Genomic DNA, 23,985 nt, shown 5'->3' on the forward strand with positions numbered 1-23,985 from the left:
GCTGTCATTCGGACGTGGCCGCATCCCGAACCAGCCGGTAATCAGTCGATGGCCCAGTGGAGAGCGTTTTCCAGGAGCCGGACAAAATGGGGGTCCTGCCAGACGGGCGCGTGGTGGCCCATGGAGGTATAAAACGTCTTTCCCTGCCCAACGGTCCGGTACCACGCCACCGGATGGTACTTGCCCATGCCGAAGTTTTTGTCGTTGATCAGCAGCACGTTTCCGTTGGCCACGATCTTGTCGCCGTCGATATGCGACAGAACCCGAACGCCCTCGGGCTGGGTGAAAAACACGTACCACTCGTCGGTATGCGTCCAGGCTGGGGGGAGCTGCCGCGTCAGGGTCGAGTCGGTAGTAGTAGTGTCCAGGTGCACGGTAGTTGGCTGGAGCTGCGGGTTGAGGGGGTGGTGCGAAAATCTGGCGCCCAGCAGGTTGTTTTCGTACCAGGGCCAGTGGTGCGAATCGTCGCCGGAGCCGTGAATACCCAGCAGAGCACCCCCCGCTTCGACGTACTGGCTAAGGGCCTGCTGCTGCTCGTCGTTCAGCACCCGCCCGGTTGAGTTATTGAAAACAACCGCCCTGAATTGCTTCAGCTGCTCGGGGTTGAACGCGCCCCCTTCTTCGGTTTCGTAGACGAACCAGCCGTTGCGTTCGGCCATCTGCCGAAACACCGGTTTCGACGCATCGATGGATTCGCCATGCCGATAGCCGGTTGTTTTCGAGAACAGCAGCACCGCCGGTTTGTTGGCGGGGAAATCAATGGCAGGGGGTTCGGTTTCGTAGCTGACGGGAAACCCGTTTTTTACCTTGTAGATGAACAGCCCGGCCGACGCTACCAGCAGTAGAATCAGGCCCAACAGGCTATACAGGAAAACTTTAGCCACTTTTTTCATACAAGTCGGTCAGGATACAGGTAAATGCGTTACCCAAATATATCGACACCGGCCTGAATTTACGAACATATCGTCCTGTATTGATCAGGTTACTAACTGGTTATTAGTGGTGTACCTGCTTGTTACGCCAGATTACTTGATCGTTTGGGTTGTCTGCTGAGGTGTAGATTTTAGCTTGAAATAAGAGAGTGACACGCATACTACGACCGTAGGGGCTAATGGATGGTGCCAAAACCACCCTGAACACGAACTACGCCCAGCCTTTACACCCCTTGGTTGGGCTGCAAACTCTCCTTCAGGACGAGATCCCTGTCGCCGGAAATTTCGCCTTGTAACTTTTTACTTTGCATTAGAGGCCGATATTTTCCTTCCTGCGTCAATCAATACAATATTAGGTTTATCGTCAATTTTAAGCTCTTTCAAAATTTTACTTACCTTTTCAAATTCACCTGAGTCAAAATATAAAATAACTTTTATTGAGTTTTGAGTGTTATTTGCTTTTTCGTAGATCTCAACTTGCTTTTCTAAATTCTGCTTTAACTTAGAGTTTGATGCAAGCTTAAATTCTATAAGAGTTTTATTTTTTGCTCCTTTTGAAACAGCATAGTCTACAGGACCTCTGCCATTGTTAACTTCTCTGTTTACGTCATAATTTGAAGCAAACCAAGTAAGTCGATAAATAATTTGTAAATCTTCTTCCCGTTTAATTGGTTTCTGATCAATGTAGAAAAGTCTGTATCCGTCTTTATTTTCAATAATGTCTTTAAGATATTCCACTCTTTTCAAGGCTTCCTCATACGAAGTATCAGGCCTTATCTTGTAAAATTCAGAATCACTCAGTAATTTTTCAACTAACTGAGTGATTTGGAAAATAAATATAGTTTCAATTTCTTCAACTCTCTGTTGAGAAATATTTTTGGCTCCTTCTTTGTTTTCTTCTTTCTTTTGAATGTAATATTTTATAATTTCTGGAAACTGTTTAATCGTTTCATGTACTGCTAATGATATTTCTTTTTGAGAGTTCTGTTTGTTTTTAGGTGGTCTTGGCAGCTTATGCTGAAAATAGTTAAAGATTTCATGTCTAAGTTGATCATTCGGTATTGCATTGCATATACTGATAAAATCTCCTCTCAAATCATTAGCGTTAATCCAATTATCATCTTTTGTTAATATATCTTTGGGTGTCAATATAACAAAGTCTTTAAACAAATATGGTAATGTATATTCTTTAGGCATCCATCTTTCTAGGCGGTAATCAAAATATACCTTGTCAACATTTATCTTTTTCAAAAGTGATTCATCAATATGTTCTAAAGCAAATTTCTCTGTATATTCAAGTAGATATTCTTTAGTAAGGTTTGTTGTAAAATCACTAATATTATCTTTCCCAACGCCTATCTCAAAAAGGCCTACTTTTTCAAGGTGTGAAGATTGAGTAATCCTCTCTTTGCCTAAATCATCAAAAACAATATGCATTGTAGAGGACATTGCTCTGCCAAATTTTTCACCTAGTCCACTCCCCCCATTTCCAACCATACTATATCCAAACCAATTTTGTTTGACTTCGGAAAATAAATACCAAGATTTAATTTGGGATATATTACTTACACCTGCTTCCGCTTTTGACTTCAAAAACGTTAAGTATTCAATTATACCATTATGTAAGCCTTGATACTCATCTTTCTTACTTCCGAACAGCAGGAATGGGTCTATAAAGAGCGGTAAGTCATTTATTAATGAAATATTGAATGCGCCATATTCTTCAAGAACTAATGGATCAACATTGAAAAAATCTGTGAAATATATTTTCATTAGTTCACTTTTATATAGTTGCTAAAATTGGTAAAAGGGTCTCAAATCAGCCTAACCAAGGCGGTTTTCGTGTCGACATAACCCCAAAAAATCCCCTAACTCCGGCGTTTATGTTGTCAATCGGAGCCGACTAACGAACTCAAAAGCCCGCCTGTCACCCAAGTGCGGCTTGTCGCCGGAGCGACGGAAAAACTTATTTTATACCTGTCTGGCGTACCCAACGGCCGCGAAGGCTGATGTTACGTAAAATACACAACTGAACAATAGTCACTTCAACCTTCACACCCTCGTTTGGTTGGGCTGCAAACTTTCCCTCGGGGCAAGCGCCCTGTCGACGGAAAGCTGCCCCATGCGAGCATACAACCACGTAAAATTGACGACAAGACCCTAATAACCTTACAGCCCTAAGTGCCGCTTTACTTCGTCTTCGTCGAGATTCGGAAGGCTAAGCAGAATCGTTTCAAAACCGCTTAATAACGCTACGTGAGTCAATGACTCGTATTTAGACTCAACCTCTTTCGGGTCTGCGTCTAACCGGACTGCAATATCTTTAAAAACCATTTGCTTGAGAATTGCTATTTCATATTCAAGTTTCACGATTCTAAGAGTGTTGGTTTGTTGCAACTTCATCATTGCGTCAACCATGTTATCAAATGGGTTTTCCATATTTTCTTATTTTACCTGCTTACTGGGGCGTTTCTCGTGTCGACTGAAGCCGACCAACGAGCCAAACAACTTGCCTGTCGAGACGTGCTCCCTGTCGACCGAAGCCCACAAACACGCCACTCTTTTTGCTCCTCGCCCAACGTCAATGAGTGTTGATGGTGGGCGAACAACTCACTGAAACAAACGTACCTGAACCTTTACACACTCATTTGGTTGGGCTGACCGCCTTACTTCGGGGGCGAGCAACCTGTCGCCCGGCAAGCCGCCCACGCGGGGCGGACAATTTTCTACTCTTCATTTTGTTCATTGCTCTCAATGAGTATCAGTGATGGAGAAAAATTGTCTTCGTCAAAGTAGTTATCATAATTGAGAATAGAATCGCCACCACCTAACTGATTGTGTAAATCTCTGAGAATAGAATCCGTTTCTGTCTCAAAGAAACAGTAACCATCATAATCCATAGGGACTTGTCTTGGTAGATCTGATATTCCTGCGTTTTTTCTTTTGATAGCTTTATTTCTGGTCACTTCTAAAAAATCCCACATCATTTTTGTCCAATCATCTTGTGTAGATGTGGGATTTTCCTCAAAAGCTCTACCTGATTTGAATTTTAGAAAGTCAATTATTTCCTCCGTCAAATCATTATTTATATCTAATGTTTTAGAAGGTGTCGCGCAACCCATCGGGAAAGTGCCGGTCATTCCAGAAAGCCCGTAAAGAGGATGGTCATCTATTAATAAATATTGTGCTCCATCATTTATGGTTTTTGGCAGAATGTCTCTTTTGTGACCGGTAAGGATACCAGCCCTTTTATAAGTAAAAAGAGGCCACTCAGTATACAGTTTGAGTTGGTGCTCATCCCCAGTTGATACAGTAACTGTAGGTTTATTAGAAATTTTAGCTTGGAGCAAAACAGAATTTAACTTTTTTACTCCACTCTTATCAGTATATATGTATATAATTAAAAGATCTCCTATTTCGGGAGACTTTGTTAATCCTATCTCAGCTAAGGGTTTTTGATGACAGAAAATACCTGTTACAGAGAATCTATATTTAGGAAACGCGGCTTTAAGAATATTGAAAAGGGCTGGTGTAAATTTCAGCGTTAAAGCCGCAACAAAGTCAGGCTCTTGTGGCTCTTTCCCAAGCTTCATGCACTTATCTACAATGAAGTTAATTGAGTTAATAATTGAGTAGTGAATTAATCCTCTGAGTATTGGTTCAACTTTGTTGACCTCTCTTGCTCTCATATAATTATCATCTAATTTAAAAAGAATATAAGGTGCCTTTTTGACACCGAGCGTGAAACTTGATAATTCGTACGTACATCGTGTCGACCGAAGCCGTTATGGGCTTGTCGTTCTAAAGTATCCTGTGTCAGCCGAAATCATGAGCTGCTGTTATAAACCTTCCCATTGCTAAAGTGCAGTCTGTCGACCGAAACCTGAACGCTACGTTATTGGCTGTTCACACCACCCAACATACTATTGTACGCAACTTCGCTTAATAGTATTCGCTTGATAGTGAGCTGTATATCATTAAGCGTACAGTTGACACTTTAGTTAATCTGTATACAAAGAAGTAGTCTGGTGGTGACAGATACTATCAAAAGTTCATCATGTGAGTTAACGGTAGTTTTTCGCCGGCAGAGGGCATAAAAATGACCCCGGCGGGCAGGTTCCGGGTGAGGGAGGGCCTGGCTGCCGGGGTCGTATGGGGGCTACTGTGCGGGGCGCTGGCCTTAGCGGGCGGTTTCGCGGAGGAGTTTGTTGGCGTAAATGAACTCGTTCAGCTCGGCTACGTCAGACTGGGTCAGGGTGTCGCTGTTGCCCTCCCAGAGTTTGTTGCCTTTGTAGAGGAACATGATCTTCTCGCCAATCTCCATCATCGAGTTCATGTCGTGGGTAATCACGACGGTGGTGATGCGGTACTCGTCGGTGATCTCCTTGATGAGCTGGTCGATCTTGATGGAGGTCAGCGGGTCGAGGCCCGAGTTGGGTTCGTCGCAGAAGAGGTATTTGGGGTTCAGCACGATGGCCCGGGCAATACCGACCCGTTTTTTCATACCCCCGCTGATCTCCGACGGCATCCGGTCGCCGGCACCTTCCAGCCCTACGCGTCGCAGACACTCCAGCGCCCGCTCGTTTTTCTCGGCCGCCGACTGCTCGGTCAGCATGTCGAGCGGGAAACGTACGTTCTCGAGCACCGTTTTCGAGTCGAACAGCGCCGATCCCTGAAACAGGACGCCCATTTCGCGCCGGATGGTCTTCTGCTCGTCGATGTTGCTGGTCAGGAAATTGCGGCCGTCGTAGAGCACCTCGCCCGAGTCGGGCGTAATCAGCCCGATCATGCACTTCAGCAACACGCTTTTCCCCGTACCGCTGCCGCCAATGATCAGACTCGTATCGCCCGGCCGAAACGTACCGTCGATACCGGCCAGCACCTGCCGGTCGGTAAACGTCTTGGTTATGTTCTTGATCTCGATCATAAACAATGAGTGAATGGGTGATTGAGTGAATGAGTGAAAAGGCCGGAGGCTGGACTATCCTGCCGCTCAATCACCCATTCACTCAATCACTCATTAAGTTAACAGTACCTGCGTCAGGACGAAGTCGGCGACGACGATGGCGATACAGCTGTTGGTGACGGCCGAGGTCGATGCGCTGCCCACTTCGAGGGCGCCCCCCCGTACGTTGAAGCCCTGGTAGGCCGAGATGGTCGACACCAGAAAGGCGAATACGACGGTTTTGATCAGCGCAAACGAGACGCCAAACGGTTTGTACTCGAACCGCAGCCCCGATACGTACTCTTCGGGCGAGATAACCCCCGCCAGCGTACCGGCAATGTAGCCGCCCAGGATAGACAAAAACCCGGCCATGATCACCAGCAGCGGAAACATCAGCACCGATGCGATGACCTTCGGCAAGACGAGGTATGAACTCGAATTGATACCCATCACCTCCAGTGCGTCGATCTGCTCGGTGATACGCATCGTGCCCAGCTCGCCCGCAATGTTGGAGCCGACCTTACCCGCCAGCACGATGCAGGAGAGGGTAGGGGCCAGTTCCAGAATGGTACTGTCGCGGACAATGAGCGCAATAATATTTCTGGGTACGAAGGGATTGGTCAGGTTATAGGCCGTCTGTACGCAGGTAACGGCCCCGATAAACGTATTGACCAGCGCCACGATAAAAATCGAGCCAACCCCGATCGAGACGCACTCGTTGAGAATCAGGCTGAGGTACACCCGCAGTTTTTCGCGGTTCCGGAAGAGCGTGCCTAAAAAAATGAAGTAGCTGCCTATGCGTGACATAAAAGCGTGTAGCGAAGCCCATAATCGCCCGCCTGCCGGGAGAAGGTGGCTTTTGGTGAGAACCTCAACAAAGGTAGAATGGTTTCTACCGTTATTTGTCCTATGAAACCACTCATTGTTGTAACCGGCGGTACGAAAGGCATTGGCCGCGCTATTGTTGATAAATTTGTTGCCGAAGGCTTCGAAGCGGTTGTCTGCGCCCGTTCGGTCGAGGGGCTGGCCGGGCCCGACCGGTTGCCGTTTGCGGCCGATCTGGCCACGCGGACGGGTGTCGATGCGCTGGTCCGGTACGTGCAGTCGCTGAACCGGCCCGTTGAGGTGCTGGTCAACAATACCGGCACGTTTCAGCCGGGGCAGATCCATAACGAAGCCGAGGGTACGTTCGAGCAGCTGATGAATACCAACGTCGCCAGCGCCTACCACCTGACGCGTGGGCTGGTGCGGGATATGATGATTCAGCGGAGGGGGCATATCTTTATGATGTGCTCAACGGCCAGTATTACGGCCTATACCAACGGCGGCTCGTACTGCATCTCTAAATTTGCCCTGCTGGGCATGAGCCGGGTGCTGCGCGAGGAACTCAAGCCGCACAGCATCAAAGTAACCGCCATTTTGCCGGGCGCTACGCTGACCAACAGCTGGGAAGGCACCGACCTGCCCGAAGACCGGTTCATGAAACCCGACGACGTGGCCGACAGTGCCTGGGCGGCCTATACGCTGTCGAAGAGCGCCGTGGTCGAAGAAATTCTGATCCGGCCCCAGCTGGGCGATATCTGAGCCGGTGGGTAAGGATAGGGGTAAAACAGACCGGAATGGCCAGTACGCACTGCCTACTGGCTACTCCTTCGTATCTTGCGGCCCACTTCACTTGCCCGAACCTGTAAACTGCAAACTGTAAACTTAAAAATTAAGCATGTCTTCTGTTGAGTATCTGGGTATCGATGTTGGCGGCACGAACGTCAAAATGGGAATCGTTGACGCTACAACCGGCAAAATTTCCAATTTCTACAGTCACGACACCATCAGCTGGCGCCAGTCGGGCCACTTTATGGATCGCTTCGGCGATGCGGTCGCGCTGCAACTGCTGGCTAACAAAGAGGTAAAACGGGTCGGTATTGGCCTGCCTGGTATGCTCAGTCCTGACCGGACCATTGCGCTCGAGATCACGGCCATTCCCGAAATCAACGGAACGCCGATTGTCGATATCCTCACCAAGCGGTTTGCAGGAGTGCAGTTTTTTCTGGCTAACGACGCCAACGCAGCCGCGCTGGGCGAGTATTATTTTGCCGAAGAAAAAATTACCGAGAACTATATCTTCATTACGCTCGGTACGGGCGTGGGCGGAGCCGCCATCATCAATAAGAAAATCTTTACCGGGGGCGACGGAAACGCCATGGAGCCGGGCCACATCCCGTCGCGCAACGGCCGGGTGCTGGAGCGGAACATCGGCAAGGTAGAGCTGCTGCAACTGGCCACCCAGCGCCGGAGCGAATACGCCGGCGAAACCCAGCTCCCCGCCGATGGCGACATCTCGACAACGGGTCTGGTAGCCGCAGCCGCCGAGGGCGACGAGCTGGCGCAGCAGATCTGGGACGAGGTAGGCGAGATGCTGGGCGAAGGGCTGGCGTCGCTGATCAAAATTCTCGACATCAAACAGGTGCTGATCGGTGGCGGGCTGTCGGCTTCGTTCGATTACATCATGCCGGCCGTGAACCGCACCCTCGATTACTGGCTCAACCCCTACTACAAAAACGGTCTGGCCATCAAGAAAGCCACCCTTGGCAACGACGCGGGCCTGCTGGGCGCAGCCTCGCTGTGTTTCGAGTAGTCTGTATGCCCCGGCCTCTTAGTTTGTTGGGGGAGGAAGTTGAGAAGAAGGTAAATCTGTGAAGAGACCGGGCTCTTCACAGATTTACCTTCTCAACTTCCTCCCCCAAACAACCCCTACAGGGGCTGGGAGTATGGCTGGGAAGGCTGATCGCTAGACAATATTCACTTCGGGCGTTATGCTGATGCCGAAGGTTTCCTGAACAGAGGCCTGTACCCGCTGGGCCAGGGCCATGATTTCGTTTCCGCTTGCCTGGCCGTAGTTGACCAGCACCAGTGCCTGTTTGGCGTGTACCCCCGCATCGCCGGTGCGGTGTCCTTTCCAGCCCGCCTGCTCAATGAGCCAGCCCGCCGGCACTTTTACCACCTCGTCGCCGATCGGGTAGCCCGGCAGGTTCGGGTACTGCTCTTTGAGGGCGTCGAACTGGGTTTTCGGGATTTCAGGGTTCTTGAAGAAACTCCCGGCGTTGCCAATCTCGGCGGGGTCGGGTAGTTTGCTGCGCCGGATGCGGATAACGGCTTCGCTGATGGCCTGAATAGTCAGCTCATCGTCCGATACGCCCATGTCAGTCAGCGTTTCCTGAATAGCGCCGTAGCGGGTATGAAAGGTAGGCTGTTTATCGAGCCGGAAAGTAACGCTCGTGATGATGTACTGGCCCTTCAGCTCGCGCTTGAATACGCTCTCGCGGTAGCCGAACCGGCAGTCGGCATGGCTGAACCGGCGCTGCTCGCCCGTTTGTACGTGGATGGCCGTCAGCGAGTCGAACACCTGCTCGATCTCGACGCCGTAGGCTCCGATATTCTGCATGGGCGCGGCTCCTACCGTACCCGGTATAAGCGACAGATTTTCCAGACCGGCGTAGTTGTGCTGAACGCAGTACATGACCAGCTTATGCCAGTTGACGCCCGCACCGGCGGTTAGGTATATATGCGCATCGTCTTCCCGAACTACCTCAATGCCCTGTATGTTGAGCCGAACGACCAGGCCGTTGAAGTCGTGGCACAGCAGTACGTTGCTGCCTCCTCCCAGAATCAGCTTGGGAGTATCGAGGTGATCGGTAAGCTGAAGCAGCGTCTGTAAATCATCTTCCTGATTAATTTCAACCCAATAGCGCGCGTTGACGTCAATCCTGAACGTATTGTAAGGCTTGAGCGACACGTTGCTTTGTATATTCAGCATGTGTTGTCAGAGTAATCCCCAAAATTAACCAAAAATAGACCATGGGATACCTTGCCGAGGTCCCCACTGTCTTTAGAAAGTCAAATTGGTTAATTTTACGGGTCAAAATCAAGACTATATGCGGCACGAACTTTGGTTGAATTGTCTGGGGCTGGCGCTGGTGCTGAGTAGTTGCGCGGGCAGCCGGGTAAGCTCGTCGTCGACAGCGTCTGCATCCGACTATAACTCGTATAATGAGGATCTGACGGCCGCCCGGCCGGTATATGCCAGCGCGCCAGCCCCCACCACCGGCAGCACAACGACGCGGCCAACTGCGGTATCGGCCACAGCGGGAGTAGCCACGGCGCCCGCCCGTAAAAATGATACCCGAAAGCCAGCTGGCGTACCGGAAGCGCTCCACGTAAACCGACAGCTCGAACTGGCGCTCGATACCATTGCCGATAAGAATCGGTCGGTTCGCTACGCCCCTGGCTTCCGGGTTCAGGTGTACGTGGGCAACCAGAGAAAAGAAGTTGAATCGATTAAGTTACTGATTTACCAAAATTTTCCCGAACTTAGCCCATATTTGAGCTATAGTCAGCCTACCTATAAACTTAAAGTAGGCGATTTTATGCGACGTATGGATGCAGAACGGTATTATTCTTCTATTAAGCAGCTCGTCTCCTCGGCTCAGCTGCAACCCGATAAAATAGATGTTCGCCGAAGCCTGTTAATAAAATAAGTACCATTTTTGAGTATATAGTAAGCTTTTTTAATAAGATTTGTACAATTTTAGCAGTCACTCATTATTTACGACCGTAGTATGAAAAAAGCGCTGGTAACCGGAATTACCGGACAAGATGGGGCCTATCTGGCCGAACTGCTGCTGGCTAAAGGGTACGAAGTTCATGGCATCAAACGCCGGAGCTCGTTATTCAACACCCAGCGGATCGATCACATGTATGAAGACCCGCACGAAAAAAACGTGCACTTCAAGCTTCATTACGGTGATCTGTCTGACTCGACGAATATCATTCGTATTATTCAGGAAGTACAACCCGACGAGATTTATAACCTCGGTGCCATGTCGCACGTGCGGGTAAGCTTCGACGAGCCGGAATACACCGCGCAGGTCGATGGCATTGGTACACTGCGTATTCTGGAAGCCGTTCGGCTGCTGGGCCTGACCGAAAAAACCCGTATCTACCAGGCGTCGACGTCTGAGTTGTACGGCGGTGTTCAGGGCCACGCGCAGTCAGAAACAACCCCGTTCTACCCCCGCTCTCCCTATGCCGTAGCCAAACTATATGGCTACTGGATTACGGTAAACTACCGCGAGGCTTATAATATGTATGCCTGCAATGGTATTCTGTTCAACCACGAGTCACCGCTGCGGGGCGAAACGTTCGTAACCCGCAAGATCACCCGCGCCGTTGCCCGCATCGGTCTGGGTCTGCAGGATAAAGTATACCTGGGTAACCTGGATTCGCTGCGCGACTGGGGCCATGCCAAAGACTACGTCGAGGCTATGTACCTGATTCTGCAGCAGGATACGCCCGAAGATTTTGTGATCGCTACCGGCGTTACGACCAGCGTTCGTGACTTCGTGAAGATGGCCTTTGCCGAGATCGGCGTTGAGCTGGCGTTCCGGGGCGAAGGCGCTTCGGAAACGGCGGTAGTCGTTAGCGCGTCGAACCCCGACTTCCCGATCGAAGTTGGTAAAGAAGTGCTGGCCGTTGACCCCCGCTACTACCGTCCAACCGAGGTAGACCTGCTGCTGGGCGATCCAACCAAGGCAATGACCAAACTGGGCTGGAAACCGAAATACGATCTGCCCGCCCTTGTTAAGGACATGATGACGGCCGATGTGGCTCTGTTCCAGCGCGATCAGCTGCTGGCGCAAAGCGGCCATGCTGTACTGAACTACTACGAGTAGGCCTTTACAGACGAGACAATACCAAAACGGCCCGCCAGGATTTCCTGACGGGCCGTTTCGGTATCTATTGCTTACGGGCCGATTAGACCGGCACGGCGTAGTAGTACATCCGCGAACTGTTGGGGTACATACCGATCAGCATCAGGCCTTCGCCTTCTTTCACCGCCGACATGATAGCCTGCAGGTCTTTGGTCGTTTTTACGTTCCGGCCGTTGGCTTTCACGATGATGAAGCCTTCTTCAACGTCGGTTTCGGCCAGTTTGCCGTCCCGGATCGATTTCACCCGAACGCCACCCGTAATACCCAGCTGCTTGGCCTGCTGAGCCGATAGCTCTTCAAACTCGGCACCCAGCGTGCTCAGCGCGGTGCTGGCGGTCGCTTCGGTTTTCTTGATGATGTCACGACCACCGTTGCGGTTGCGCAGCTCTACGCGGAAGTCCCGCTCCGTACCATCGCGGTTGACGGTTACCGTTACCGCATCGCCCGGCCGACGACGACCGATGATCTCACGCATCTGTGCGTCAGAATCCAGCGGCTGACCTTCCATCTTCACGATTACGTCGCCTTTCTTCAGGCCAGCGGCTTCGGCAGCGCCTTTTTCAACTACGGTTTCTACATAGATACCGCGGCCTACTTTAAGCCCTTTTTCTTTGGCTACCGTGCTGTTGAGCTCGATAGGCAGAATGCCGAGGTAACCGCGCTGTACATTACCGTACTTCAAAAGGTCGGCCGATACTTTTTTCACCAGCGACACCGGTACGGCAAATCCGTAGCCGCTGTAGTAACCCGTAGCTGAGGCAATGGCCGAGTTGATACCGACCAGTTCGCCCCGCAGGTTGACGAGCGCACCACCCGAGTTACCGGGGTTGATAGCCGCGTCGGTCTGGATGAAGGCTTCGATCGGGGTATCTCCTTTCGGATCGTTCTGCTGGCGGGCATTCTGGTTCAGGATACCGATACCACGGCCTTTGGCACTAACGATACCCGCCGTAACGGTCGATTCGAGATCGAGAGGATAGCCAACGGCCAGTACCCATTCGCCCAGTTTCAGCGCGTCAGAGTCGCCGAGCGTAATGGACGGCAGGTTGTTGGCTTCTACTTTAATTACGGCCAGGTCGGTCAGGGGGTCGGTACCGATCACTTTCGCTTTGAAGCTCCGCTTGTCGGTCATGATCACCTCTACTTCGTCGGCGTCCTGTACCACGTGGTTATTGGTGACGATGTACCCATCTTTGCTGATGATCACACCCGAGCCCGAAGCCTGTCCCTGCTGACGGCGTGGACGGCCACCGCCCTGTCCGCCAAACTCATCGCCGAAGAACTCCCGGAAGATGTCAGGAACCTGCTGCTGGCGTACCGTGCGGGTCATGGTGGTGCGGATGTGCACTACCGTAGGCGTAACCGCTTCAGCCGCCGTCGAGAAATCGCCGGGAGCTGCCGTAGGGCCGTTACCTGTCAGGGCCGCCAGGCGGCCCGTGATCGTCGGCGTAGGAGCCGATTCGTTAAAAATCACATCCCGCTGGTTGAACCCAAGGAGGTTATAAGCGGCCAGCGTAATTACACTCGAAAGGAGTGCCATCAACGCTAAAACTTTCCAATTGCTTTTCATGGTTAAACGGAATAATCTGATTGCTGTCTTTTGTGTAGATCACTGACCTTTCTGTCTGTGAATATAACGGAAACCGGGGGGCGAAAAATCCAGCTTGTGTTGGTCCTTAACAAAATTTAACAGGCCTTTGTTAGGTGGGTTTTTTAACGAGCGAACAGCCCGTTCAGGGTGTATCCCGGCGGGCTGTTCGATGCGTTCGGCAAGGCAATTATAGGGTATTGTTCCTAAATCACCCAATGGCTTAGCCACCAATTTCAATCTGGCGGGCGGGCTTCACTTTAGCCTCTTCGCGTTTGGGTAATTCGATCTTCAATACACCGTCGGTGTAGGAAGCCTGGATGTTATCGGCATCGACCGAGGTAGGCAGCGTAAACGTCCGCTGAAACGACGAATAGCTAAACTCCCGGCGGGTATATTTCTCGTTGGTCTGATCGGTCTCTTCCTTTTTGGTTTCCTGATAGGCTGAGATCGACAGGTTATTATGATTCAGGTTCAGCTTGAAGTCTTCTCTTTTCAGACCGGGAGCGGCTACCTCAATCCGGAATCCATCCTGATGTTCAACGACGTTGACCGCCGGTACATGACTGACCGATGGCATGTTGGTATTGAAAAAGTCGTTCATGTCGCGGCCAAAAAAGTTCTCGATCAGCGACGGAAGGTTGTTGTTCGAACGCGTTAGCGAGTTCATAACGGTTGCTGGTTTTGTGTTAGGAATTGAGTTCAAGGTTCTGTAAGCCTATTTTTCAAATTCCGTACCAACGCCTTTACCGGGCATTAAAGAGACAATATGGCAGCTATTTATGATCTTTCCTCCAAAATGCAGCCATTATGGCGCAATTTTGACTGTCAGGGAAGCGACAAATAAACAAACCCGATCTCAGGCCGCGATAACCGGGGCCAGCAACGAGCCATGACCCTGCCTGTGGGCGGGATCATCGGTAAATGTCATGTTGTTGAGATACGCCGGTAGGCAAGGGGGGGCTATAGTTTGGTGTCCAGCAGGGCGAGGGCTTTTTCGGCGGCCGACTGCTCGGCTTTTTTCTTGGAATAGCCGCTACCGGTAGCAAACGGCTCATCGGCTACAATCACCTGCGCAATGAACTCGCGGAAGTGGCTGTTGCCTTTTTCGGAGATGATCTCGAAGCGGACGTCTTTACCGGCCCGCTGCGCCCATTCGATCAGACGACTCTTGAAGTTGACATTGTTCTGTACCACCAGATCGATGTCATAGTGGGCCAGCAGGTCTTTAAGGATAAACCGACGCGAGAACCGGAAGCCTTTATCCAGGTAGATAGCACCCACGAGGGCTTCGAGGGCGTCGCCGTACATGGAGGTGCGGGTTGGCAGGCTGCGCGTCCGTTGCCCGTCATACTCGATCAGCTGGTCGAGGCCGATCTTGCGGGCAATGCCGTTGAGGGTTTCGCGGTTTACGATCCGTGAGCGGATCTCGGTCAGAAAGCCCTCGTCTTTGTAGGGGTATTTTTTGAACAGGTACTCGGCAATGACCATACCGAGCACGGCGTCGCCGAGGTATTCGAGCCGTTCGTTCGATTCGCGGAAGCCTTCAATCGCCGTTGCCTTCGACGCTGACGTATGGCGCAGGGCCAGCTGGTACAGACCCAGGTTAGACGGCGACGCCCCGATAATATGCGCAATAGATCGACGCAGGTTCTTCCGCGGATCAGCCTTGCCGGGACGGAACCAGTCAAACGGGTTAAACCAACTACGGGGCAGCGCGAGTTGCACGACTCAGCTAAGTTTACGGAAAATGACGATGGCGTTATGACCCCCAAATCCAAACGCGTTACTCATCACCGTGGTCAACGGGCGAGCCTGGGCGGTCAGGGGCGTCAGATTAAAGCGTGAATCAATTTCCTCATCAACATTGACCAGGTTAATGGTTGGCGGTACGAGCTGGTGCTCGAGCGCCTTGATGCTGGCAATAGCCTCTACAGCCCCCGCGGCTCCGAGCAGGTGGCCCGTCATCGACTTGGTAGAGCTGATGTTCATCTGGAACGAATGATCACCGAACAGCTGGTAAATCGCTTTCAGCTCCTGCGGATCGCCGATGGGCGTTGAGGTGCCGTGAGTATTGATGTAGTCGATTTCGCTGGGCTGAATGCCGGCATCGTTCAGGGCATCCTGCATGGCCAGGAAAGCACCCAGTCCCTCGGGGTGAGGGGCGGTAATGTGATACGCATCGGACGACATTCCACCGCCAATCAGCTCGGCGTAGATGTGAGCACCGCGGGCCTGCGCATGGTCGAGGTCTTCCAGAATCAGCGATCCGGCGCCTTCGCCCAGCACAAAGCCGTCACGTTCCTTATCGTAGGGGCGCGACGCTCCCTGGGGGTCGCTGTTGCGTTCGGAGAGGGCACGGTTGGCGTTGAAACCGCCGATACCCGCCCGGGTTACGGCCGCTTCGGACCCGCCCACCACGCACATGTTCAGCCGGCCGAGCCGGATGTAGTTGAACGCGTCGATGATGGCGTTGTTGGTCGATGCGCAGGCCGATACCGTCACGTAGTTCGTACCCCGGAATCCGTAGCGCATCGAGATCTGGCCCGATGCACTGTCGGCAATCATGCGCACGATGAAGAACGGGTTGATGCGGGGCGTACCATCGCCTTTGGCGTAGTCGATCATCTCGTCTTCGAACGAGCGGAGCCCGCCGATACCCGACCCCCAGATCACACCGACCTTATTGCGGTCGATGGCTTCGAGGTCGATGTTGGCGTCTTTAACGGCTTCGTCGGTCGCAATCAACGCGTAATGCGTAAACGCATCCATCTTTCGGGCTTCCTGACGCGGAATGTACTGAGTTACGTCAACGCCCTTCAATTCGCAGGCAAACTGCGTCCGAAACTTGCTGGCATCAAATTTAGTAATGGGACCGGCCCCGCTCACGCCAGCGGCCAGATTATTCCAGTAAGTGGATACATCGTTGCCAATCGGTGTCAATGCACCGAGGCCGGTCACTACTACTCGTCTGAGTGTCATACAGAATTACTGCGTAATGAGAAAAGAAGGTATGCCGCAGGGGTCGACTTCGGCGCGGGCTGTCGACAGATCAGGCCAGCGCCGAGGTGTTCCAGAATCGGCCCGTAAATAAACTCCTTCGGTATCGGACTGAACGAACCGATACCGAGTTGAACCCATCTGTCAGCAGAGCTGGCAAAAAGCAGACGGAATTCATACAGTAGGAGTAATGCCGCTCCTCCGAAGCTTACTTGCCAGCTTGTCCGGCGTTTTTCTCCAGGAAGTCAATAGCCTGGCCTACCGTCAGGATCTTTTCCGCTTCGTCGTCAGGAATCGACTGGTTGAATTCCTTCTCAAATTCCATGATCAGTTCGACCGTATCGAGCGAATCGGCACCCAGGTCGTTCGTGAAGCTTGCCTCTGGCGTTACCTCCGACTCTTCAACGCCTAATTTCTCAACAATAATGCTTTTTACTTTTTGTGCAATTTCTGACATTTTAGTAGCCCGTTGGGAGTTAAAAAACTGCGCAAAGAAACGGATTAACCTTTGTATTGTCAAACTATTTTTTGTCGCTCTGCTCAGGCCTGGTGTTTTGAATTATATTTATAAATAGTTGATAAACAGAAAGTTTTGCTAGCGAAGCCTGGTTTTTGTTCATCGTTCAGGGGAGAATAGACCATTAGTTTGGTAGGCTATTTATGGTGTTTTACCCCTCCGGTGTCTCCCCGAGCGAGTCGGTTGGTTCGTCGGCTATTCCGAACAATCTCGGTATATTTGACCTCCTTATCAGTACAAACTATGTCTCAGAAAATTGTGCGCGTCGGCGATATCGACTGTGGGTCGGACGAGTTGTTCCTCATCTCGGGACCCTGTGTGATCGAAGACGAAAAAATCATGATGAGCGTTGCCGAGCAACTCCGCGAGATTGCCGAACGACTCCATATCAAGGTCATCTACAAGTCGTCGTTCCAGAAGGATAACCGCTCTGACCTGACCTATTATTCCGGACCGGGCCTCGACAAGGGTATTGCCATTCTAGCGAAGGTGAAAGAGCAGTTTGGCTTCCCCATCCTGACCGATATTCACTACCCCGATCAGGCTGCGGCTGCGGCCGAAGTGGTTGACGTGCTGCAGATTCCGGCCTATCTGTGTATGCAGAGCATGCTGGTGGTAGCGGCTGCCCAGACGGGGCGGGTCGTGAACCTCAAACACGGCCAGTTTCTGGCGCCTGAGAACATGAAACACCCGGTCAAAAAAATCGAAGATTCGGGCAACGACCAGATTATCCTGACCGAGCGGGGCTATACCTTCGGTTATAACGACCTGGTGGTTGATCCGCGCAGCTTCTACCACATGGGGCGTACCAACTACCCGGTTGTATTCGACGTAACGCACGCCATCCGGAAGTACGGTATTCCGTCGAAAGATGTGAAAGGCGGAGCGCGGGAGTACCTGCCCGTACTGGCCCGTGCGGGCGTGGCTGCGGGGGTCGACGGGCTGTTTATCGAAACCCATACCTGCCCTTCCGAAGCCCTCTGCGACGCGGCCAGCCAGCTGGACATCCGTTACCTGGAAGAGTTCATGAAGCCGCTGCTGGAGCTGCACGCCGTTGAAGTCAAATACCGCAATACCCTGCCCCAGCTGGCCTAGCCAATCGGGTTCTGTTTTACCTGAAGCCAACCTGCAACCTGCAGCGTTGGCTTCTTTTCTATAGTCTGTTCCATGAATGTACATCAGGAGATAGAGTCGCTGTTTACGGGCCTGGGTGGCCGGTTCGTTACCCCCGTCGATACGCTGGCCGGGAAGGTAAGCCGCATACGGGCCATTGTGTTCGACTGGGACGGGGTGTTCAACGACGGTACCAAAACTGGATCGGGCAGTAGTCCCTTCAGCGAGGTCGACTCGATGGGCACCAACCTGCTGCGGTTCGGCTTGTGGCTGCACCAGGGCGAGCAGCTGCCCGTAGCGGCCGTCATTACGGGCGTTACCAACACCATGGCCGATAAGCTGGTGGGGCGTGAGCATTTCGATGCCTGCTACTCCCAGGCGAAACATAAAGTCGATGTGCTGACCCATCTGCTGGAACGGCATGGCCTGCAACCGCACGAAGTGGCGTTTTTCTTCGATGATGCGCTCGACCTGTCGGTGGCGCAGGTGGCCGGGGTCCGGATTATGATTCACCGCACGGCCAACCCGCTCCTGACCAACTACGTGGTCAATAATAATCTGGCCGATTACCTGACGGGGCATACCGGCGGGCAGTTTGCGGTGCGGGAGGGCTGTGAGCTGCTGCTGGGGCTGCTGGGTCAGTTTGAGCCGGTCATGCTCGAGCGGTTGCGCTACCGGCCCGTATACGACCGCTACTACGCTCAGCGCCAGCAGGTCGAATCGGCCTACTGGACGGTTAGTCTGGACGGGGCAATTACGGCCAAGGAACCGGGCTGACCTCAACTGCCCAGGCTACCGATCGTTTCGCAGACGTAGGTCGGGATGATGCCCGTGGCCAGGATGCGAAGCTCGGCTTCGTGGGGGGCGGTGTTGCCCGTCAGTACCAGCGCCGTATCGAGACCAAACTTGTTGCCACCCAGAATATCGGAACGGAGCGTATCGCCCACCATCAGAATGTTTCGCTTGCTGATGCCCGGCAGGCGCTCCTGTACGCGCTCGTAGGCAAACATGAACAGCTGCGCATCGGGTTTGCCGAAACGGATGAACTGCTTTCCTACGATCGACTCCAGCATGTCGGCAATGCTGCCGATGGCGATGGCCAGCCGGTTTTTTGAGACCGGGTAGGTAGCGTCGGTATTGGCCACGATAACTGGAATATTGCGTCGGCGGAGCAGGTTGACGGCTTTGTTGATGTCGGTATTCCAGTCGAACCCTTCGTCGTCGAGCAACACGAGGGCGTTCACTTCGCTGATGTTTTCGAGGGTCAGCTCGCTGATGGAGAGCGTATGCAGATCGGCCGATTCGAGGTAGTGGGCCGAGTTCTGCGTACCGAGGTAAGCCACGGTGCCGTGATCGACTTTGAGCTGCAGGTACTCGCGGGCCAGCATACCCGACGAGATAATCATATCGGGGTCGATGTCGGTCAGGCCCAGCCGCCAGTACGATTCGGCCAGTTGCTGGGGGCTGCGGGAAGCATCGTTGGTCAGAATATAAACGGCTTTCTGCTGCTCGCGCAGGTAGGCAAACGTTTCGACAACCCCCGGAATCAAGCCCTTGTAATTTTTAAGAACGCCGAATGCATCGAAGAAAAATACCTGGTACTGGTCGGCGAGAGAAGCGAAGGGCTCTAGTGTCATAATAGAAGGGTAAGTCGTCAGAGAAGTATAACCGGTTGTTCGGCGCGTGGGTTTCCGGTCGGTGCAAACCGGATTAATGGCGGCTTTGGGCCAGAACCGGGCCCGGGCTCTGGGTAGCGCCCGGTGGGGTGAGCGTAATAACCTCGTTGAGCAGGCCCGTTCGCAGGTTGAAGACCCAGCCGTGGAGACTCGGTATCTGATGAGACGCCCACATATTCCGGACGCTGGCGGTATCGGCCAGGTGCAGAATCTGTTCCTGAACGTTAAGCTCCACCATGCGGTCGAAGCGGGCCTGGGGATCGGGAATCTGGTCGAGCTCGGCCTGGTGTTTGGCCTGCGCCCGGCTGATGTTGCTGAGCCAGTTGTCGATCAGCCCCAGTTTTTTGCCCGACATAGCCGCTTTCACCCCACCGCATTCATAATGGCCGCAGACAATTACGTGCTGCACCTGTAACACCTCAACGGCATACTGCACCACGCTCAGCACGTTCAGGTCGTCAGGCACAACCAGGTTGGCAATGTTGCGGTGAACGAACATCTCGCCGGGGTCGGTGCCGGTAATTTCGTTGGCTGGTACGCGGCTGTCGGAGCAGCCGATCCAGAGGAAGTTTGGCTTCTGATCGGCGGCCAGGTCGCTGAAGTAGGTCGTATCCAGCTCCAGTTTATCCTGAACCCAGGCTTTGTTGTAGAGCAAAAGCTTTTCAGACGGCTGCATAAGTCGGTGCGTTTTTTTTGCGCTGCGTTACCTCGCGAAGTTCGTAGTTGATCCCCTGCCGTTGCGCGGTTTTGGCGTAATCGGTCAGCAAGGTATAAATATCGTGGTCAATAAAGGCAGCGTGCCGACCATCGATCAGCACCGAATCGCCGGGTTTCAGCGATCGGAGGAGTTCTTTCAGCGCGGGTTTACTCAGGAAATACACGTCTTTCTGAAACTTGACCAGCACGTTATGGCCATCGCGGATGACCCGAAACGGCGACTGCGAGTTGGTGTACAGCACGAACAGATACCCTACCGCCAGCCCGATCAGCAGCCCAAAGAGCAGGTCGATAAAGATGATACCCAGCACGGTAACGATGAACGGTACAAACTGGCTCGTACCTTCCCGGAAGGTGGCCGAGAAGACTGCGGGACCGGCCAGCTTGTAGCCCACAACGATCAGCAGCGCGGCAATGCAGGCCAGTGGAATATGGTTGAGAACGGAACCCGCCAGCAATACCGCCAGCAGTAGCAGTCCCCCCTGCAGGATGGTCGACAGCCGCGACCGGCTGCCGCTGAACACGTTGGTCGAGGTTCGGACCACAACGGACGTTACCGGTAGCCCACCCGCCAGACCCGAAAGAATATTGCCGATCCCCTGCGCCACGAGTTCCTGGCTGGGCGACGATACGCGGTTCAGCGGGTCGAGCCGGTCGGAGGCTTCGAGGTTGATGAGCGTTTCGAGGCTGGCCACCAGGGCAATGGTAGCGGCAATGCCGTAGACCCGCAGGTCGGTCAGGATGCTGAAGTCCGGAAAGTCGAGGATCGAACTCCAGCCTTTCTGAGCCGATAAAACCGGCAGGCGAACCATGTGCTCGTTGGAGTCGCCCAGATAAAAATCGGGGAGGTAATACCGAAAGAACTGGTTCAGCGATACGCCGATCAGCACCATAAGCACAGCCGCCGGGAGCAGCCGAAACAGTTTGCGGCCCTGCCCGGCCAGTCTGTCCCAGACCACCAGTATCCCGATCGACACCAGGCTGATGATCATGGCGCCCGGGCTGGCCGTCAGCAAAGCCTGGTAAATTTCGGTGAATGTGTTTTCGTGGTCGGCCAGCTGGCTGAACTCGAACTCGCCTTCGTAGTCGCTATCCCGCCCCAGCGCGTGTGGAATCTGTTTCAGTACGATAACCAGCCCGATACCGACCAGCATCCCTTTGATAACCGAGTCGGGAAAGAAACTGCTGAGCCGACCGGCCTTGAGAAACCCCATCACTACCTGCATGATACCGGCCAGGATCACCGCCACCAGAAACACTTCGTACGAACCCAGGCTGCTGATGGATTCGGCTACGATAACAGCCAGACCGGCGGCCGGTCCGCTGACGCTTATTTCGGAACCCGACAAAAAACCAACGATGATACCGCCGATGATGCCGGCAACGAGCCCTCCAAACAGCGGAGCGCCGGAGGCCAGCGCAATACCCAGGCAGAGGGGCAGGCCAGCCAGAAAAACCGACAGAGCCGCCGTGAGGTCGTTGGGCAGATAAGCGGTTCTGTACTGCCGGAGCGTATGAAGCGTCGTAGAAAACAACATGGGTTGAGGAGTAGAGGTTACGGAAAGCGAACGAATCTCGCAAAAGTACACCGACTTGGCTTATTATTTTCATCGCAATCAGCTAAAGATCAGTCGACTAGTTTTTGGTCGTTGGCGGGGTCACAAACGCTGGTAAGCGCCCGGACAATCCGGGCGCTGGATGGGACGCTGAAGTACGTAAAAGCCCAGGTGGGTTAGGGGAGTAGCGCCCGAATATCCGCAATAAGTTTGTCGATGTCGAGCGGCTGGGTGCCGTTATACACCCCCCGTATCCGGCGCTGCTGATCGACCAGGATGATGTGTTCGGTGTGCAGAAACTCGGTAGAGTCGCGGGTGAATCCGATGGCTTCTTCGGCGAAATACGACTGACGGGCCAGGTCATAGATGGCTCCCCGGCTGCCCGTCAGCAGGTGCCACCTGGTGTCCAGCACCCCTTTCTGGTCGGCGTACCGGCGCAGCCGGGGTACCGAGTCGAGCCAGGGTGTAACGCTGAACGATAAGAGCTTAACGCGGGGCTCGTGCCGAAAGCTGTCCTGAACGGTTTTCAGCAGGCTCGTCATTCGGGGGCAGATGCTGGGGCAGGATGTAAAGAAAAAGTTGGCGACATGAATCCGGTCGGCTACGGCAGCCTGCGTAACTACCTGCCCGGTCTGGTCGCGGAACGAAAAGTCGGCAATGCGGTGGGTAATGGTTTTGTCGACCTCGGCGGGGTCGGTCAGCCAGACGGGCGTAAACGTGGGGGTGTTGTAATACGGCACGGCCGCCGAACGGTCGTTGCCGGACCTCGGCTGGCAGGCGAGCAGGCAGGCGTATAGCCCCAGCAGCATACTAATGCGTAACGGCAATTGAATCCCAGACATTGACACAGTTTTTAACCCCCGTAAATCCGTAGGCGCGTCCGTTTCGAACGGCGTAATTGGCTTTCAGACCACCGTCGGCAAACCATTGCTGCTGGCGGCCGGCTTCCTGCCCGTTTTGGTAGTTGCCATCGCGCGCGGGCTGGCCGTTCGGATACCACTCTTTCCGACTGCCCTCGTACACATCGTTCCGGAAGTGATAAACGAAGGCGGGTTTTCCGGACTCGAACCAGCCCCGCTGCGGCCCTTCCTGCCACCCGTTCCGAAACCGGCGACTTTCTTTCAAGCGGTGGTTGGGGTGCCAGAACCGGTGTTCGCCCTCGGCTTTTCCGTCGACATAAGCGCCCACAAAGAGCGTGTCGTTAGCCGGGCCGAGTTCGAACTGCCAGCCGCTGAAGGGTTTGCCCGATAGCCACAACCGCCCGCTGCGCCGTTGCCAGCCCGCCTGGCTGGTGGGCTGGTAGACCGAGGGCACCGCAACGGCTGGTTGTTCGGGCTGTGGCTGGCAACCGGCCCCGAACAGCCCGAACAGCAGCCAGTAGACCTTACTGCGTAACGGTGCCTGCTTTGCCATAAAATCCGCTGCCGCTGATGTAAGGGTCTTCGGCCGTAATGTGGTAATGATAGATGCCGTTCGGGAAATCGGTCGTCGCGTGGGTATGGCCGTGGTACTTGTCGAGGTCGGCGTTGGTGATGGTTTTGCCATTTTCGACGGGGCCGTATACGGGGAAGCCATCGAGCAAAAAGCCCATCAGCGCATCTTTCCCTTTTTTAGTGGTCAGGTAGAACGGCTCGAGGTGGTAGTGGTAGAGGCCCTGCTGCTGAGGATGCCCGCCGTACTGATCGAATCCGTTGATTTCGTTGGTAAGCGGGGAGTTCATAGCCGCGTACTGGTTGAAAAACGGCACCCCGTTGACCGACACCCCGGTAGGACCACCGGGGGTCGACGCATGGGCCGCGTCGACCGTTGGGTTGAGCGGTATCTTAAACGTCAGGTTGATCTGGCTGATGGTATTGGGGTTGATGGCAAACCGGGTGTTGGTGCCGTTATACGCTTCGTACAGCGAGCTTTCCCACTTAGTACCCTTGTAATAAGGACTCTTGTGATCGGGCAGGCTGGTAGTCTTGATCACGACGTTCGTGCCTTCGATATAGATGTCGCTGGCGCCGTAGATTTTCTTGTATACCTCCGGTACCGTTGTATCATTGGCGGGCGTTACGGTATCGTCGGAAGTAGACTGGCAGGCGGTAGCAAAAACCAGGCAGCTGGCCAGCAGGGTCAGCCCGCGACGGGCCGTCAGGAATGAAGATGGGGTCATAGTCATTAGTGAGTT

24 protein-coding genes are annotated in these 23,985 nt (G+C 53.3%); 6 read left to right on the forward strand and 18 right to left on the reverse strand.

The features are described from left to right. Positions 1–41 precede the first annotated feature (41 nt). From EQG79_RS22880 to EQG79_RS22905, 6 genes are all read right to left on the reverse strand, one after another. Entirely contained in the window at positions 42–893 is an 852-nt protein-coding gene (locus tag EQG79_RS22880) for a ThuA domain-containing protein (RefSeq protein WP_129604491.1), read from the reverse strand. 339 nt (positions 894–1,232) lie between these two features. Next, positions 1,233–2,705, reverse strand: a complete 1,473-nt coding sequence (locus tag EQG79_RS22885; protein WP_129604494.1) for a hypothetical protein — start codon at positions 2,703–2,705, stop codon at positions 1,233–1,235. A gap of 396 nt (positions 2,706–3,101) precedes the next feature. Continuing rightward, positions 3,102–3,371 (reverse strand): hypothetical protein, encoded by a 270-nt coding sequence (locus EQG79_RS22890; protein WP_129604496.1) that lies wholly within the window; start codon positions 3,369–3,371, stop codon positions 3,102–3,104. Between the two features lie 287 nt (positions 3,372–3,658). Then, entirely contained in the window at positions 3,659–4,621 is a 963-nt protein-coding gene (locus EQG79_RS22895; RefSeq protein WP_129604498.1) for a hypothetical protein, read from the reverse strand. A gap of 491 nt (positions 4,622–5,112) precedes the next feature. Beyond that, positions 5,113–5,859 carry an ABC transporter ATP-binding protein gene (locus EQG79_RS22900; protein WP_129604501.1) on the reverse strand — a complete coding sequence of 249 codons (747 nt, stop codon included), beginning with the start codon at positions 5,857–5,859 and terminating at the stop codon, positions 5,113–5,115. A gap of 93 nt (positions 5,860–5,952) precedes the next feature. Beyond that, the gene (locus EQG79_RS22905) at positions 5,953–6,684 is read right to left on the reverse strand and encodes an MlaE family ABC transporter permease (RefSeq protein WP_077922304.1); all 732 of its coding nucleotides are present in this window, start codon (positions 6,682–6,684) and stop codon (positions 5,953–5,955) included. Positions 6,685–6,786: 102 nt separating this feature from the next. Here EQG79_RS22905 and EQG79_RS22910 point away from each other — a divergent pair, with 102 nt between their 5' ends. Then, positions 6,787–7,461 (forward strand): SDR family oxidoreductase, encoded by a 675-nt coding sequence (locus tag EQG79_RS22910; protein WP_077922303.1) that lies wholly within the window; start codon positions 6,787–6,789, stop codon positions 7,459–7,461. Between the two features lie 136 nt (positions 7,462–7,597). Next, positions 7,598–8,512 (forward strand): ROK family protein, encoded by a 915-nt coding sequence (locus EQG79_RS22915; RefSeq protein ID WP_077922302.1) that lies wholly within the window; start codon positions 7,598–7,600, stop codon positions 8,510–8,512. Positions 8,513–8,665: 153 nt separating this feature from the next. Here EQG79_RS22915 and murB read toward each other — a convergent pair whose 3' ends face one another. Continuing rightward, on the reverse strand, positions 8,666–9,691 hold the full coding sequence (gene murB, locus EQG79_RS22920; RefSeq protein ID WP_129604503.1) for a UDP-N-acetylmuramate dehydrogenase: 1,026 nt from the start codon (positions 9,689–9,691) through the stop codon (positions 8,666–8,668). 118 nt (positions 9,692–9,809) lie between these two features. Between murB and EQG79_RS22925 the strand changes: the two genes are divergently transcribed. Together EQG79_RS22925 and gmd are read left to right on the forward strand one after the other, a co-directional pair. Continuing rightward, on the forward strand, positions 9,810–10,412 hold the full coding sequence (locus EQG79_RS22925) for a sporulation protein (protein ID WP_077922300.1): 603 nt from the start codon (positions 9,810–9,812) through the stop codon (positions 10,410–10,412). An 81-nt stretch (positions 10,413–10,493) separates the two neighbouring features. Further along, complete coding sequence (gene gmd / locus EQG79_RS22930) at positions 10,494–11,606, forward strand: GDP-mannose 4,6-dehydratase (RefSeq protein ID WP_077922299.1); 1,113 nt, start codon at positions 10,494–10,496, stop codon at positions 11,604–11,606. A gap of 82 nt (positions 11,607–11,688) precedes the next feature. Here the strand turns inward: gmd and EQG79_RS22935 are convergent, their stop codons facing one another. The 5 genes from EQG79_RS22935 to EQG79_RS22955 form a co-directional block, all read right to left on the reverse strand. Continuing rightward, a complete protein-coding gene (locus EQG79_RS22935; protein ID WP_129604506.1) occupies positions 11,689–13,215 on the reverse strand; it encodes a Do family serine endopeptidase in 1,527 nt (508 codons plus the stop codon). 241 nt (positions 13,216–13,456) lie between these two features. Further along, a complete protein-coding gene (locus EQG79_RS22940) occupies positions 13,457–13,903 on the reverse strand; it encodes an Hsp20/alpha crystallin family protein (RefSeq protein ID WP_077922297.1) in 447 nt (148 codons plus the stop codon). 293 nt (positions 13,904–14,196) lie between these two features. Continuing rightward, positions 14,197–14,961 carry a ribonuclease III gene (gene rnc / locus EQG79_RS22945; protein WP_077922296.1) on the reverse strand — a complete coding sequence of 255 codons (765 nt, stop codon included), beginning with the start codon at positions 14,959–14,961 and terminating at the stop codon, positions 14,197–14,199. A gap of 3 nt (positions 14,962–14,964) precedes the next feature. Further along, the gene (gene fabF / locus EQG79_RS22950; protein WP_077922295.1) at positions 14,965–16,215 is read right to left on the reverse strand and encodes a beta-ketoacyl-ACP synthase II; all 1,251 of its coding nucleotides are present in this window, start codon (positions 16,213–16,215) and stop codon (positions 14,965–14,967) included. 226 nt (positions 16,216–16,441) lie between these two features. Then, positions 16,442–16,690, reverse strand: coding sequence for an acyl carrier protein (locus EQG79_RS22955; RefSeq protein WP_077922294.1), 249 nt, complete (start codon positions 16,688–16,690; stop codon positions 16,442–16,444). 303 nt (positions 16,691–16,993) lie between these two features. On the opposite strand from EQG79_RS22955, the gene kdsA reads away from it, so the two are divergent. Both kdsA and EQG79_RS22965 read left to right on the forward strand, forming a co-directional pair. Next, entirely contained in the window at positions 16,994–17,845 is an 852-nt protein-coding gene (gene kdsA / locus EQG79_RS22960) for a 3-deoxy-8-phosphooctulonate synthase (protein WP_077922293.1), read from the forward strand. A 72-nt stretch (positions 17,846–17,917) separates the two neighbouring features. Beyond that, entirely contained in the window at positions 17,918–18,640 is a 723-nt protein-coding gene (locus EQG79_RS22965) for a phosphatase (protein WP_129604510.1), read from the forward strand. Between the two features lie 2 nt (positions 18,641–18,642). Here the strand turns inward: EQG79_RS22965 and EQG79_RS22970 are convergent, their stop codons facing one another. The 6 genes from EQG79_RS22970 to EQG79_RS22995 form a co-directional block, all read right to left on the reverse strand. Beyond that, positions 18,643–19,500 carry a TIGR01459 family HAD-type hydrolase gene (locus EQG79_RS22970; RefSeq protein WP_077922291.1) on the reverse strand — a complete coding sequence of 286 codons (858 nt, stop codon included), beginning with the start codon at positions 19,498–19,500 and terminating at the stop codon, positions 18,643–18,645. A 73-nt stretch (positions 19,501–19,573) separates the two neighbouring features. Beyond that, complete coding sequence (locus tag EQG79_RS22975; RefSeq protein WP_129604513.1) at positions 19,574–20,215, reverse strand: carbonic anhydrase; 642 nt, start codon at positions 20,213–20,215, stop codon at positions 19,574–19,576. Next, positions 20,202–21,794, reverse strand: a complete 1,593-nt coding sequence (locus tag EQG79_RS22980; RefSeq protein ID WP_129604516.1) for a SulP family inorganic anion transporter — start codon at positions 21,792–21,794, stop codon at positions 20,202–20,204. Before EQG79_RS22980 ends, EQG79_RS22975 begins: the two co-directional genes overlap by 14 nt. 194 nt (positions 21,795–21,988) lie before the next feature. Continuing rightward, positions 21,989–22,654, reverse strand: coding sequence for an SCO family protein (locus EQG79_RS22985; protein WP_077922288.1), 666 nt, complete (start codon positions 22,652–22,654; stop codon positions 21,989–21,991). Next, complete coding sequence (locus tag EQG79_RS22990) at positions 22,623–23,225, reverse strand: toxin-antitoxin system YwqK family antitoxin (protein ID WP_129604519.1); 603 nt, start codon at positions 23,223–23,225, stop codon at positions 22,623–22,625. The genes EQG79_RS22985 and EQG79_RS22990 overlap by 32 nt, the downstream gene beginning before the upstream one ends. After that, positions 23,197–23,970 (reverse strand): YHYH protein, encoded by a 774-nt coding sequence (locus EQG79_RS22995; RefSeq protein ID WP_394343321.1) that lies wholly within the window; start codon positions 23,968–23,970, stop codon positions 23,197–23,199. The genes EQG79_RS22990 and EQG79_RS22995 overlap by 29 nt, the downstream gene beginning before the upstream one ends. Positions 23,971–23,985: the final 15 nt, after the last annotated feature.

It is taken from the genome of Spirosoma sordidisoli (assembly GCF_004138325.1).
Classification (GTDB): Bacteria; Bacteroidota; Bacteroidia; order Cytophagales; family Spirosomataceae; genus Spirosoma; species Spirosoma sordidisoli.

Bases quoted from the DNA above. Each gene is read 5' to 3' on its own strand.
- EQG79_RS22880 (WP_129604491.1), bottom strand. From the start codon at position 893: ATGAAAAAAGTGGCTAAAGTTTTCCTGTATAGCCTGTTGGGCCTGATT.
- EQG79_RS22885 (WP_129604494.1), bottom strand. From the start codon at position 2,705: ATGAAAATATATTTCACAGATTTTTTCAATGTTGATCCATTAGTTCTT.
- EQG79_RS22890 (WP_129604496.1), bottom strand. From the start codon at position 3,371: ATGGAAAACCCATTTGATAACATGGTTGACGCAATGATGAAGTTGCAA.
- EQG79_RS22895 (WP_129604498.1), bottom strand. From the start codon at position 4,621: ATGAGAGCAAGAGAGGTCAACAAAGTTGAACCAATACTCAGAGGATTA.
- EQG79_RS22900 (WP_129604501.1), bottom strand. From the start codon at position 5,859: ATGATCGAGATCAAGAACATAACCAAGACGTTTACCGACCGGCAGGTG.
- EQG79_RS22905 (WP_077922304.1), bottom strand. From the start codon at position 6,684: ATGTCACGCATAGGCAGCTACTTCATTTTTTTAGGCACGCTCTTCCGG.
- EQG79_RS22910 (WP_077922303.1), top strand. From the start codon at position 6,787: ATGAAACCACTCATTGTTGTAACCGGCGGTACGAAAGGCATTGGCCGC.
- EQG79_RS22915 (WP_077922302.1), top strand. From the start codon at position 7,598: ATGTCTTCTGTTGAGTATCTGGGTATCGATGTTGGCGGCACGAACGTC.
- murB (WP_129604503.1), bottom strand. From the start codon at position 9,691: ATGCTGAATATACAAAGCAACGTGTCGCTCAAGCCTTACAATACGTTC.
- EQG79_RS22925 (WP_077922300.1), top strand. From the start codon at position 9,810: ATGCGGCACGAACTTTGGTTGAATTGTCTGGGGCTGGCGCTGGTGCTG.
- gmd (WP_077922299.1), top strand. From the start codon at position 10,494: ATGAAAAAAGCGCTGGTAACCGGAATTACCGGACAAGATGGGGCCTAT.
- EQG79_RS22935 (WP_129604506.1), bottom strand. From the start codon at position 13,215: ATGAAAAGCAATTGGAAAGTTTTAGCGTTGATGGCACTCCTTTCGAGT.
- EQG79_RS22940 (WP_077922297.1), bottom strand. From the start codon at position 13,903: ATGAACTCGCTAACGCGTTCGAACAACAACCTTCCGTCGCTGATCGAG.
- fabF (WP_077922295.1), bottom strand. From the start codon at position 16,215: ATGACACTCAGACGAGTAGTAGTGACCGGCCTCGGTGCATTGACACCG.
- EQG79_RS22955 (WP_077922294.1), bottom strand. From the start codon at position 16,690: ATGTCAGAAATTGCACAAAAAGTAAAAAGCATTATTGTTGAGAAATTA.
- kdsA (WP_077922293.1), top strand. From the start codon at position 16,994: ATGTCTCAGAAAATTGTGCGCGTCGGCGATATCGACTGTGGGTCGGAC.
- EQG79_RS22965 (WP_129604510.1), top strand. From the start codon at position 17,918: ATGAATGTACATCAGGAGATAGAGTCGCTGTTTACGGGCCTGGGTGGC.
- EQG79_RS22970 (WP_077922291.1), bottom strand. From the start codon at position 19,500: ATGACACTAGAGCCCTTCGCTTCTCTCGCCGACCAGTACCAGGTATTT.
- EQG79_RS22975 (WP_129604513.1), bottom strand. From the start codon at position 20,215: ATGCAGCCGTCTGAAAAGCTTTTGCTCTACAACAAAGCCTGGGTTCAG.
- EQG79_RS22980 (WP_129604516.1), bottom strand. From the start codon at position 21,794: ATGTTGTTTTCTACGACGCTTCATACGCTCCGGCAGTACAGAACCGCT.
- EQG79_RS22985 (WP_077922288.1), bottom strand. From the start codon at position 22,654: ATGTCTGGGATTCAATTGCCGTTACGCATTAGTATGCTGCTGGGGCTA.
- EQG79_RS22990 (WP_129604519.1), bottom strand. From the start codon at position 23,225: ATGGCAAAGCAGGCACCGTTACGCAGTAAGGTCTACTGGCTGCTGTTC.
- EQG79_RS22995 (WP_394343321.1), bottom strand. From the start codon at position 23,970: ATGACCCCATCTTCATTCCTGACGGCCCGTCGCGGGCTGACCCTGCTG.